Annotated in this window: 9 protein-coding genes; 5 read left to right on the plus strand and 4 right to left on the minus strand. The window is 37.7% G+C overall.

Translation table 11 applies throughout. From position 1 onward, the window contains the following. Positions 1 to 36: 36 nt before the first annotated feature. The 4 genes from A7A69_RS06080 to nfuA form a co-directional block, all read right to left on the minus strand. A complete protein-coding gene (locus A7A69_RS06080; RefSeq protein WP_152876600.1) occupies positions 37 to 1,326 on the minus strand; it encodes a class I SAM-dependent methyltransferase in 1,290 nt (429 codons plus the stop codon). A 71-nt stretch (positions 1,327 to 1,397) separates the two neighbouring features. Further along, a complete protein-coding gene (locus tag A7A69_RS06085; protein WP_241675219.1) occupies positions 1,398 to 3,482 on the minus strand; it encodes a TonB-dependent receptor plug domain-containing protein in 2,085 nt (694 codons plus the stop codon). 206 nt (positions 3,483 to 3,688) lie between these two features. Then, positions 3,689 to 5,833, minus strand: a complete 2,145-nt coding sequence (locus A7A69_RS06090) for a TonB-dependent receptor domain-containing protein (RefSeq protein WP_151982506.1) — start codon at positions 5,831 to 5,833, stop codon at positions 3,689 to 3,691. 189 nt (positions 5,834 to 6,022) lie between these two features. Beyond that, the gene (nfuA, locus tag A7A69_RS06095) at positions 6,023 to 6,661 is read right to left on the minus strand and encodes a Fe-S biogenesis protein NfuA (RefSeq protein ID WP_120369345.1); all 639 of its coding nucleotides are present in this window, start codon (positions 6,659 to 6,661) and stop codon (positions 6,023 to 6,025) included. Positions 6,662 to 6,819: 158 nt separating this feature from the next. Between nfuA and A7A69_RS06100 the strand changes: the two genes are divergently transcribed. From A7A69_RS06100 to A7A69_RS06120, 5 genes are all read left to right on the plus strand, one after another. Next, positions 6,820 to 7,437 carry a rhomboid family intramembrane serine protease gene (locus A7A69_RS06100; RefSeq protein WP_120369344.1) on the plus strand — a complete coding sequence of 206 codons (618 nt, stop codon included), beginning with the start codon at positions 6,820 to 6,822 and terminating at the stop codon, positions 7,435 to 7,437. 169 nt (positions 7,438 to 7,606) lie between these two features. Beyond that, the gene (locus A7A69_RS06105; RefSeq protein ID WP_152876602.1) at positions 7,607 to 9,289 is read left to right on the plus strand and encodes an arylsulfatase; all 1,683 of its coding nucleotides are present in this window, start codon (positions 7,607 to 7,609) and stop codon (positions 9,287 to 9,289) included. Continuing rightward, a complete protein-coding gene (locus tag A7A69_RS06110) occupies positions 9,286 to 10,287 on the plus strand; it encodes an SUMF1/EgtB/PvdO family nonheme iron enzyme (protein WP_152876603.1) in 1,002 nt (333 codons plus the stop codon). The genes A7A69_RS06105 and A7A69_RS06110 overlap by 4 nt, the downstream gene beginning before the upstream one ends. Positions 10,288 to 10,435: 148 nt before the next feature. Next, entirely contained in the window at positions 10,436 to 11,968 is a 1,533-nt protein-coding gene (locus A7A69_RS06115; RefSeq protein ID WP_152876604.1) for a hypothetical protein, read from the plus strand. A 141-nt stretch (positions 11,969 to 12,109) separates the two neighbouring features. After that, entirely contained in the window at positions 12,110 to 12,484 is a 375-nt protein-coding gene (locus tag A7A69_RS06120) for a DUF1090 family protein (protein ID WP_152876605.1), read from the plus strand. Positions 12,485 to 12,676: the final 192 nt, after the last annotated feature.

Genomic DNA, 12,676 nt, shown 5'->3' on the forward strand with positions numbered 1-12,676 from the left:
TATTTACGCTATTTTACTCTATAACTATTAACATAATCAAAACTCAATCGCTGAACCAAATTTTGCAATACATTTCCATTTTAAATTTTGTGCCAACATCCATTGATTTGTTCTTTTCTTATATGCTGCAATAGTTTTATCAGAACGCAAAGGGTGAATATAACCTGCCCAAACCAACACCAAGACCATATCAGTCAACTGTCTCAATGTAAGACTTTGATTTAGATCTTTTGATAATTCCAAAATACTAGCGTCTTGTCTAGATAGTAAAGTTAAGATTTTTCTAAAATAATCTATCGCATCTTTAATTCTACCTATTTTTGGATCTTGATTTAAATCTTTTCCAACTGGAGCATCGGGTAGTAAACCAAACTTCATGATGGAATAAACTGATTCCAACTCACTTTGGCTCAATTGTTGACGCTCTTTTATATAAATATCCTGACGCTGTAAAGTATTTAAGGATATATCCTTCACTGTTTCCTGTAGGGTTATCAAAGGCAAAGTTTTTATTATATTTTGTATTTCAACTGGAAGTGTCAATCTATTCAGATTTTCCATAATACCCGCACTAGCAATATAAGATAAACCTATTTTCCCAAATTGACGAATCATATCTGCGGAATGTTGTGGTTGCCAGTATTCAGATAAAAAATCATGCGCTACATAATTTATTTTATCCTGTGCAAGTTCTGATAATTCCTGATTTAAACTTGGTATTTTTCTAAATAATCCAGCATTTGCATTGCCAATGGCTCTAACTAAATTTAAAGATTGTGCCGCTTTTTTTGCAGAATCACCATTTAAATTCCTAGACATTTCAAACATTAACTTCTGTATCGATGTTAATCCTGTTGCTCCAGGATGGCTCATATAACTACAATATAGAATGCCATTTTTCTTTAACAATTTATTGATTATTTTTATTATAAAATTCTGATTTTCTTCCGAAATCCAAGACCAAACTCCATGAGTAACAATAAAGTCAAATGGCTCAATATCATATTCTAAAAAAGATTCAAAATCTGCTTGGATAAATTCGATATTACTGTTTTTTGTAGTTTGTACACCCTCCTCAGCTACCATCAATTGTTGAGGATTAAAATCAACACCAACAAAATGTCCAATTGGGTTTGCAGCAGCATTTAAATGTAGCTGAATCCCCATTGCACAACCCAGTTCTAAATAGCGATAGGGTTTTTCAATATCAGGCCCACGTACGCCCTCAAGCTGAGTAAGCATCGTCAACCATGAGGGCATCATTTGACGATGAACAAAAGTTGGATATGGAATATCCACCACATAGCCTTCTTGTAATACGTTCATTTAGCCTCCGATAAAGATAATTTTGAATAAAAAACAGCCCATTTCTGGACTGCTTTTTTAGAAAGTCTTAATTAAAAACGTGTGGTAAAGCCGACATAATAAGTCGCTGGTGGGGCATTGCCGTAATCTGAGTTACCTTTATTGACTTTATCACCGCCAATATTTTCGATACCAGCACGAACACTTAAATTATCATTATAATTAAAGTTAACTCCGACTGCGCCTGTAACACTAGAGTCTGTGAAATACAGCTCTTTACCAGCAGTTCCATTACCCGCAACAATATCAGCCTTTGTAAATGCCTGCTTACCTAAATATTGAACGCGAGCGAAAGTACTTAAACGATCATTAATATCCCAATACATTGCAATATTTGTTGTAAATTCTGGAGTTTGCGCGAGTGATTGACCTGTTGCTTTATTTTTAGATTCAAGCATATAGGTTGCATTACCATTGACACGCAAATAATCATTTAAAGGAAATTTATAAGTCAGCTCCAAACCACTGGTACGTGCTTCTTCAACATTGGTTTGGCGTGTATACCACACCCCATTAATTCGACCATAAAAATCATTAATAATTAAATCATTATAGTCGCTTAAAAAGTATGTTAAATCGACACCATAACCATTTTCATCATATCCGAAGCCAATTTCATAATTCGTACTAGTTTCAGGATCAAGATCTGGATTTCCTAACATATAACATGATTGACCACTTTGCCAACCATAAGGAATAAGACTGGTACATCCCATTCCCATTGAACTTGTACCTGATGATCCTGAGCGTTCTTTAAGATTAGGTGCTCTAAAACTACGAGAGACACCACCTTTCACTGTCCAAGCTTCGGCAGGATGATATACACCATAAATACGAGGACTAAAATTCACATCGTAATCGCCACTTCCATCTAAACGACCACCTAAAGTTAAAATAAAGTCATCTCGTAAATAGATTTGGTCTTCAGCAAATACTGACCAAGAATAATCATCTGGATTTTTTTCAGGGTCTTGAATATTTCCATTTTCATCAGGGACAAACTGATTACCAATATTAGAGGCATTTGAAACCTGTTCATATTTGCCCTGAATCCCCGCTGTGACCTCATGATTATGGCCCCATAATGTAACGGGTTTACTTGCTTTCGCATCTAGTACTGTTTCTTGTGCTTTACTTCCGCCATCAACAGCAAATGTGGACGTTTTATTTTCATATTGATTGTAATAAAGATCAATGTTGGTTTTTAATTCGTTTTCAAAGCGACCTTCATGTCCAATACCAACATTAAAATGCTCCATTTTATCGGCACCGAAATGCTCTACTGCAAGCTCAAGCTCTTCTTCTTCACTAAATGCAGGATTTTTTTCAATACCATAACCAAGATCAAAATTTAAATCCTGATTTTCATTGATGCGCCAATTCAAACGACCCGAAATGTTTTCTTCTTGATTTTCCCCTGTTCCCCCCAGAATATCTGAATCCGCATTTCTTTTTTTGATATTTCCTCCCAGTCTAAAGCCTACATTTTCTGTAATTGGCCCAGCAATATTCGCTGCAACATTGATCGTATCTCCTCTATTACGACCGTCGGGTTGACTATAATCGGTACGTAAAGATCCTGATAATTTATCTGGAATTTTTTTTGTAATAATATTAATGACACCACCTACAGCCTCTGAACCATAAAGCGTTGACATTGAACCACGGACGACTTCAATCCGCTCAATCATTTCAGGTGATATCCAGTCTAGATCTTGTGAAATAGTATCTGGTCTATGGCCAAGTAATGAAGAATTCCCGATACGCTTACCATCTACAAGTATCAATGTATATTTATCAGGCGAGCCTCTGAATGCTACTTTTGAACCAGGGCCAACATCAGAATACCCCCCAGTAACCCCTGGTAACTCACCTAATAGGTCTGCCAAACTACTGACAGGTCTTCTTGCAATATCTTCTGAGGTTATAACACTAATTGATGCTGGAGCATCTTTAACATCTACACCAGTACCACTTGCTGTAACAACAATCGTTTCTAACTTCACCTGTTCAGGTTGGATATTTAGATTTTCGTTACTCTGTTGAGGAACTTCTGTATTTGCATTTGCTGCCATACTGGCTAAAACTGATACCGTTAAAATTGAACGCCGAATCATTACCCGCCCCTTCATGATTTCTTAAAAACTTAAAACTAGCTTAAAACACGCAGGCATTTTAGCAAACAAATTGTAAAATTCAATAAAAACGAGAATTATTATTATTCATATCTAAAATAAAAAAATTATTGTTCAGATTAAATTAACAATAAGAGTTGGCATAAAAAAAGACGCATTCAGCGTCTTTTTAAAATTGAAATAAGCTTTTAAAAACGATATGTCATTCCGACAAATGCTGCTTGTCCTTCTAAATAATAACCAGAAGTACTACGTGCTAACTTCTTATTTAACAAATTGTTAATCCCTGCACGAATAGTAATGTCATCATTTACATCATAGTTTGTAGCTAAACCAAACACCGTATGTGCTTTTTGCAAAGTTGTGTCTTTCGTTACAGTGGTTGTATATTGTTTACCTGTATATTCGGCGAGTAAGTTTACCGCCCAAGCATCATTAATTAGATAATCTAAAGATGATGTTGCAGTTAATTCTGGCGTGTTAATTAAGGCTGCACCTGTATCCAAATTTTTTGCCTCAAAGAAATAGGTTGCACTATTGGTCCATTTGAGTTGGTCATTGATAGGAATTGCTGCACTAAATTCTAAACCTTCAGTTCTTGCTTTCTGAATATTTCTTAGCTGTGTCCACCAAACTCCGTTAAATTGACCCAAGGCAGCATATTCAATTTTATTTTCAAAATCTGTATAAAAATAAGTTAAGTTAATATCACTACCAAAGCCTGTATAATTGACTCCAATTTCATAATTTGTGCTTTTTTCTGGTTGTAAATCAGCATTACCCGCCATGTAACAACCACCAGAAATGTATCCCATTGAAGCTAAAGAGGTACAACCATTTCCACCCGATTGAGTTGCTGCACCCGCGGTACTTTCTTTAATGGTAGGGGCACGGAAACCACTTGCTATACCACCTTTAATCGCCCAATCTTCGCTTGGTAAATAAACGAGGTAAGCTCTTGGACTATTATGATCTCCAAATTTTTCATCGTGGTCATAACGGTTTCCAAGTGTTAATTTCAGTTGATCATTCAATTCCAAAGTATCTTCAATAAATAATGCCCACGTTTTACCTTCTAACTTTGAAATTCCTTCGTAGTCAGCACCATCATAGCTCGGTACTACATTACCATTGGCATCTTTAATCGGTGTTCCGATCGTATCAGTATTATTTAGCTCTGAACGACGCCATTGTCCACCCAAAGTTAATTTGTTAGGCACAATGAGGTCAAATGGTAGGTTTACCTGCCCTTCTACAATCGTCTCATTGGACTTTGCGGTTAAGCCATCGCCAGATTGATCATAATCATTGTAATAAGCAGATAATTTTGAGGTAATTTCATGTCCCCATTTCCCATCCCAAGATGCAACATATCCCTGTTTCTCTAATTTATCAGCTCCCCAACTCTGATTCGTATTTTGACCAGTAATAGCTCCTGTTGCTCCATTTTGGGTAGTCACTCCTTTGGCTTTTAAATTTTTTTCAATCCCATAGGTAGCTTCAAGCGATAAATCGTGTTGATCATTAAGTCTAAAGTTTAATTGGCTACCAAAGTTATTATTAACGTAACCTGTTGTACCTTCGACATTATTTAAATTTGCATCACCACCTCTAGGAGGGCTAGTTATTGTGTAACCTTTATCAGATTCACGACGAATCTGACTAGCATTCAAACGTAATCCTACATTGTCTGCCAATGGCCCACTCACTACAGCACCCGTTTGGAAGGTACGACCTTTATCTCCAGAAGTAGTTGGCTGGGTATAATTATAAGTTGCACTACCTGTCCAGTGATCCTGAATCTTTTTAGTAATAATATTGATTACACCACCCATTGCATCTGAACCATAAAGAGATGACATTGGTCCCCGTACCACTTCAATACGTTCAATCATATCAGGTGTAATCCAGTTTAAATCTTGTCTTCCTAAATCTGGACGATAATTGGTATCACGTGATGAGCCAATTCGCTTACCATCAATCAATATTAGTGTGTAATTATCTGGTAAACCACGTAATTTTATTTTTGATCCGTCTCCATTTGTACTTAAACCACCTGTTACACCTGGCACACGTTTTAATAAATCGGCCAGACTTGATACTGGACGTTTTTCTATTTCCTCAGCAGTAATCACAGAAATAGATGCAGGAGCCTCCTTTAAGTCGACTGCCTGACCACTAGCGGTTAAAACAATTTTTTCTAACTTTGTTGAATCACTACGTGTTGTATTTTGTTCAGCATTTACAGTGTCATCTTCTGCTGCATGAACCATTGAAAAAAGTGTCGCTGCAATTGCAGCCGAGAGAACTGTACGTAATATAGGTTGAGACATTTTCATCCCCTATTTTAAGAAATATTAAAAGAAGCTTAAAAAAACGATTGCATTGTAACAATTCATATATAAAAAACAATACTAATGATAATAATTATCATTATTTTAATCTATTTTATTTATAAATCCGATTTTAGACCCAAAAAAAACCTCTAACGAATTAGAGGTATTTTTATATATTTCAAAAGATTATTTGAAATATGCACCTTCTGCCTGTGAATGGTCAGTTTGGTCTACGACACGCTGTAATTCAGGTATATGTTGACGTAAAGTAGTTTCGACACCTTGTTTAAGAGTTACATCAATTGCTGAACAACCCTGACAACCGCCACCAAATTTAAGTACAGCAGTTAAACCTTTTTCAGGATCATTTTGTACTTCGACTAGAGCACAATTACCCCCATGCCCTTCTAAACCTGGATTAATTTCTGACTGAAGAATATAAGTAATACGCTCTTCAATCGATGCATCAGGTCCAACACGTGGCACTTTTGAGTTTGGCGCACGGAAAGTCAATTGACCACCAAAACGGTCTTTGTTGTAGTCAATCACGGCATCTAATAAATAAGGAATAGATGGCTGGTCGATATAAGCAGGAAATGCCGCATAATCTTGTTTATAGTCAGTCGGCACCACTTCATCAGGCGCGCTATATGCCATACAACATTCAGCACGTGGAGTACCTGGATGTTCAACAAAAATACGAACGCCAATTCCTGGTGTATTTTGTTTGTCCAACAGATCACTTAAATACTCTTGTGCAGTTGGAGTAATCAAAAGGTTGGGAATTTCTTCTGCAACCACAGTGTTGGTGTTCTCAGTCGACATAATCATCATCCTCAAGCTGAAGTGCTTATTTTAACTGAAGATGCGGGAGAATTAAAAAAAATCAACCAAAATTGTCGGAATTATTCACAGGAAATGTGTCTTACCTTGTTTTTAATGGCATTATGACAGTTAAGTTTAATATTTTTATAAAATTGACTATGTTTCATTTACCTTTCAATCATACGATTACGCTTATTGCAATTACTGTCATTGTTTCGCTCCTTGCCTTTTCCAATCAGGCGCTTATGAACCGTCTGATTTTTTGGCCACCCGCGATGCAACGTGGTCAATATGATCGTTTTATTACGCATGGTTTTGTACATGCTGATGGCACGCATTTATTATTTAATATGATTACCCTGTTTTTCTTTGGTCGTGTGATTGAAAGTTTTTATCGTCAATATTTTTTTGATCTAGGCTTTGTCCTGTTTTATCTGGGTGGTCTAATTTTTGCCATTTTTCCAAGTTATCTTAAGCACAAAAATGATACCAATTGGGCAAGTTTAGGGGCATCTGGTGCAGTTTCAGCGGTACTTTTTGCCTATATATTGTTTGAACCATGGAAATTGATTCTCGTGTTTTTTATTCCTGTGCCTGCCATCATTTTTGCAATTTTATATGTTGGATATAGTATTTGGTCGGGTAAACGCGGCAACAGTAATATCAATCATAGTGCGCACTTATGGGGTGCAGCTTATGGCGTGGTCATGACGATTATTCTAGAGCCTCGACTTATTGCACACTTTATTAACAAGCTCAGCCATCTGCCTTTTTAACTTGGATATTATTCTTTAATAAAGCCCTTCGGGGCTTTTTTATGGCGTGGAATTTAGTTATATCAAAATGTGTTCAGCATTATTTATGCATATGTTTACTCAACTAATTATTTAAAAAACCCACCCGACATGGTTAAGCTTTGTTAAATTTGACAGCAATACTTTAATCATGAAAAAACAAACACTTGTATTGAGCTTAAGCTTTATTTTTTTAAGTTTATCTTTAAGCGCATGCCACGACAATAACGACACATCTGCTACATCAACATCTGTAACTGAAACAAAAAAACCAAATATATTGTTCATTATGGCAGATGATCTGGGTTATTCAGATATAGGGGCTTTTGGCGGAGAAATTCACACGCCGAATCTGGATGCTTTAGCCAATGAAGGTCGTTTATTGAGTGATTATCACACTGCTCCAACTTGTTCTCCAACTCGATCACAGTTGATTTCAGGAACAGATCATCATTTAGCAGGTATTGGAGCGATGGCTGAACTCACACCAAGCCATCTTAAAGGTCAACCAGGTTACGAAGGTTACTTAAATGAACGTTCACTATCGATTGCCGAAGTACTAAGAGACAATGGCTATCGAACATATATCAGTGGAAAGTGGCATTTGGGGTTAACACCTGAAACCAATGCGCAAGCGCGCGGTTTTGATCATTCATTTACCTTGTTACAAGGTTTTGACTTGCACTTTAAACGCACCCCAACAGGCTATAATCGCAATGCAACCTACACCGAAGATGGTCAAGTCGTTCCACTGTCTTCTTTGCCAGATAATTTCTTTTCAACCAATTATTACACAGACAAGCTACTTGAATATTTAGAGTCAGGCAAAAACTCTGGTAAACCATTTTTTGCCTATGCAGCATATACAGCACCTCACTGGCCGATTCAAGCGCCAGAAGAATATCGTAATAAATATAAAGGAATCTATGATGTGGGTTATGACGCGATTCGTAATTCACGCATCGCGAAACAAAAGCAATTAGGTATTATTCCAGCCAATTTTGTTCCCGCCGAACCTATTGCAACTGCAAATGCGCCTGCGAAGTCAGGTAGATGGAATGAACTCAGTCCAGAACGTAAGGCTCTTGAAGCACGCAATATGGAAATCTATGCAGGCATGGTCGAAAATCTGGATGCCAACATTGGTCGTTTGATTCAATATTTAAAAGCCAATGGTTTATACGACAATACTCTGATCTTCTTTGTGTCTGATAATGGTGCAGAAGGATCATCAGGTAGTGCAAATGCTGGTGCTCAAGTTGATAATTCATTGGCTGGTTTGGGAACAGATAATTCTTATACTTTTATTGGACCTCGTTGGGCTGAAGTCAGTGCTGCACCCTTTCATCTTTGGAAAAATACCGCAGGTGAAGGTGCAACCACTGCTCCTGCAATCGTAAAACTGCCGCACCAAAATAAACTACAGCCTATACATAGCAGTTTTGCATCGGTATTAGATGTATTTCCGACCGTACTGGATTATGCCAATATCTCTGTTCCGCAAGGTCAATATAAAGGTCGTAATATCAATACACCAAGCGGTATTTCATGGAAAGCTATTCTGGAAAATAAAGCGACTAATATTCGTCCTGATGGATTCAGTTTTGCCGATGAACTACATGGTAATAAATATGCGAAACAAGGCGACTGGAAAATTGCATTACAGGGCAAAGCCGATCTCGGCACTGGAACATGGGAATTATATAATCTAAAACAGGATCGTGGTGAGAATCAAAATCTGGCAAATACTTATCCAGATAAAGTTCAAGAATTGATTAAAGTCTATCAAAAATACACTCAACAAAATGGCGTACAGGAATACTTTACTCAATGAAGGCGGCATTCCTATTAGTCTTGAGCTACAGCTTGTTACTGACTGGCTGTAGTCAAACAAACCGAACCCATTATACCAATAAAACCTCAAATGATGCCGCGCCTGCTTTATTATCACTTGGGTCAATTGCAACATGTAAAAACTATTCAGGATTGCCTGAAAAATGGTTAACAGACAAGCATTCAGGTATGGTTCGGGTCGACTCGGGTACAGTGAATCTTGGTTCAAATCTCGCCTATCCCGATGAAATTAATTTTGGAGAAAAACAAAGGCAAGTATCTGCCTTTTGGATTGATCAAACTGAAGTGACCGTGGCACAGTTCGCAAGCTTTGTTCAAGCAACAGGCTATATCACTGATGCTGAACGACAAAAACAGGCTGCGGTATTTTTACCTAATGCTCAACACCCACAACAATGGTGGCAGCTTAAATCTGGCTACACTTGGCAACAGCCTAATGGACCGAATGCAGGAAAAGCATTGCCAAATGAACCTGTTCGTTTTGTCACTAAAAACGATGCCGAACATTATGCTGTCTGGCTAGGTCGGGATTTACCTTCTGAAATAGAGTGGGAATATGCTGCCAAAGCAGGACAAACTCAAGATACCCCCTTGCACCAAGCGCCTCTGGATCATCACCGTCATCCTCAAGCCAATTATTGGCAAGGAGAGTTTCCATTTCATAACAATAAATTAGATCATTTTGAAGGTGTTGCACCTGTTGGGTGTTTTGCAGCAAATGCCTTTCAGCTCTATGACATGATTGGTAATGTATGGGAATGGACATCTTCGGTTTATCAAGGCGCACACGATGAACATATGGGGGATTATCAACATCTACGTCAAATGAATATGCCCAGCCAGAACTTTGTGATTAAAGGCGGTTCATATTTATGTGCAGATAACTATTGCGCACGTTTTCGTAACAGTAGTCGTCATCCGCAAGAGCTTGATTTAGCAAGTAGTCATGTCGGATTTCGTACCATCATGAGAGAATAAGAAAAAACCTAAGTATTTTAATTTACGACCAGACACCAGATTTAACGCTTTCTTGCAATTTTGGTAGTTAATGCCAACCTTTAAAGCAAGTTGGCATAGATAATGTTTACATCTGTATATTAATGCTATTTAAAGTGAGTTTTTTTGCATGTCCAGTCCAATTGAAGGTTTGCAGTTCCCAGTCAATCCTGCAACTCAGAAGCCAAGCACTTCACAAACAGGCAAAGCGATTGTCTCGGAAGCATTGTCTTTAGTGGATCATAAAATTTCTCAACAGGCTGCAAAAGAAAAAGACTGGCGCAAAAACTATCCGATCTATTTTAAGGCACTGGTTGAGCAAGGTATCGAAAAAACAGCAAACCCGATTACCATTGCAAAACAAGGCTTGCATAAAGCACACCATAGCTTTGAGTTTTATCGTAATGGTGAACAGTATTTGCTTAAAGACGTCATTCAAGTACCTAATATAGCTGAATTTAACACCGTCATATTAAAAGGTGAAAGTCAGGAACAACCTGAATGGTATGTGCCCTATCAAGGTCAAAAACTACAGGGACAAGCGCTGCTTGAGCAAATTTCAAATTGGGAACAGCGCGGTATTATTGAGCCAAGTCATGCCCAAGCGTTAAGAGAAGTGAATGCGCATCCAGAATGGTTTGATTTGTCTGATCGTACTATGGTGCTTTTTGGTGCTGCATCTGAAGCAGGTCCACTGACATGGTTAGCGAAATGGAAAGCTAATATTGTTGCACTTGATTTACCAAATGCAAAAGTCTGGGACAAGATTTTAAACACCATTCAAAAAGGCAATGCCACGCTCTACGCCCCAAGTCTGGAACCCATCAATGATACGACTCCATCTTATGACCTTAAAGATAAGCTCGGTGCAAACCTGCTGACACAATTACCTGAAATTGCTGAGTGGCTGATCAAATTTGAGCAAAGTTTGGATTTAGCTGCCATTGCCTATCTCGATGGTGAAAAACATGTCCGTGTTTCAATGGCAATGGATACCATTATGAGTTTGGTCAGTGAACGTAAGGCCAATACCAGCTTAATGTTTATGTGTACACCGACTGATGTCTATGCTGTGCCTAAAGAGGTCGTTTCTGCTGCGCATCAAAAATCTTTAGATCGTTCTACACTGCAAAAATTGCTGACCAAAGGAATATCGACACTCTCACTCAAGCATTTTTTTAAAGCCAATAATCAAGATCTTATTCGTTCCGATAACGGTAAAGAATATGGGATTGCAGACTGCTTGGTGATTGAACAAGGGCCAAACTATGCATTAGCAAAACGTATTCAACAGTGGCGTGCAACTTTAGCACGTCATGACGGACAACGTGTCAGTATCAATATTGCACCGTCCACCACTACACACTCAGTCACCAAGAACCCACTATTAAAAGCAGCATTTAATGGTGCCGATTTGTTTGATGTAGAAGCTTTTAGCCCAGAAACCACCAATGCAATTATGGCTGCACTCTGGGTACACGACTTGAGAAATGACCAATCTGTTGCTAATCCAGAAAATCAACTTGAACACCCTTTAGAGTTGATGATGGAAGGAGCAAATCATGGTGGATTATGGCGCGTTGCTTATCTGGCGAGAACTGCCCTGCCTTTTGCAGCAATTTATGGTTTTATTAACGAGAAGATTCCGTTGAAAAAAAGATAAATATAACGGTCTCAAATGCCAATATTTATCGGATAAGAGTTGATAGATTGAGCTTTGGAAATAAGCTGACTGATTTTTGCATAATCAGTGCATCATTATATTCAAAGTTTAACTATCTTTTAAATCATACGGTTTATCCTGATGAATCATGTCAAAAAGACAGTCGTTGTTTTAACGGCTGTTATGGTATTTATATTTATTTTTCCTACTTATGCAGCACAAGATTGTGAAATTAAAAAACAACAACTCGCTCATCAACTCAGCCATGCTGAAAAATATGCGAGCCGCTATCGAGTTGCAGATTTAAAACGTACTATTGCAAGTATCGATCGCTTTTGTCAGGACGATATTTCATCTCAAATTAAAATGCAGGTCAAAACTAAACAGAAAGTTGAAAAGCTAAAAGCGGAACTCGCCCAAGCCCAGCAAAAACAAGATATGCGCATGCTTTTAAAGCAACAACAGGCTCTAAGTGATGCGCTATTTGAACTTGAGCAGATTGAAACAATAAATTAAGCTGTTTGATATCTCAAAAAAAAGCAGTCATAGAAATTTATTTTTTAAACACTTATATTCTTAATTATAAATACTTTTGCATGTCATCTTCTGGCATCTTTCCGACACTTGTTGCCCCAATAATATATGTGACATTGATCAATTATTGATAGGCTTTTTCTATGGCTGTAGTAAGCCCACTAAATTCTGCTT

The organism is Acinetobacter guerrae (assembly GCF_009372255.1).
GTDB classification, from domain to species: Bacteria; Pseudomonadota; Gammaproteobacteria; order Pseudomonadales; family Moraxellaceae; genus Acinetobacter; species Acinetobacter guerrae.

What these genes read in the sequence shown, in the direction of transcription:
- nfuA (WP_120369345.1), bottom strand. Translation starts at nt 6,661, where the DNA reads ATGTCGACTGAGAACACCAACACTGTGGTTGCAGAAGAAATTCCCAAC.
- A7A69_RS06120 (WP_152876605.1), top strand. Translation starts at nt 12,110, where the DNA reads ATGAATCATGTCAAAAAGACAGTCGTTGTTTTAACGGCTGTTATGGTA.
- A7A69_RS06085 (WP_241675219.1), bottom strand. Translation starts at nt 3,482, where the DNA reads ATGATTCGGCGTTCAATTTTAACGGTATCAGTTTTAGCCAGTATGGCA.
- A7A69_RS06115 (WP_152876604.1), top strand. Translation starts at nt 10,436, where the DNA reads ATGTCCAGTCCAATTGAAGGTTTGCAGTTCCCAGTCAATCCTGCAACT.
- A7A69_RS06090 (WP_151982506.1), bottom strand. Translation starts at nt 5,833, where the DNA reads ATGTCTCAACCTATATTACGTACAGTTCTCTCGGCTGCAATTGCAGCG.
- A7A69_RS06080 (WP_152876600.1), bottom strand. Translation starts at nt 1,326, where the DNA reads ATGAACGTATTACAAGAAGGCTATGTGGTGGATATTCCATATCCAACT.
- A7A69_RS06105 (WP_152876602.1), top strand. Translation starts at nt 7,607, where the DNA reads ATGAAAAAACAAACACTTGTATTGAGCTTAAGCTTTATTTTTTTAAGT.
- A7A69_RS06110 (WP_152876603.1), top strand. Translation starts at nt 9,286, where the DNA reads ATGAAGGCGGCATTCCTATTAGTCTTGAGCTACAGCTTGTTACTGACT.
- A7A69_RS06100 (WP_120369344.1), top strand. Translation starts at nt 6,820, where the DNA reads ATGTTTCATTTACCTTTCAATCATACGATTACGCTTATTGCAATTACT.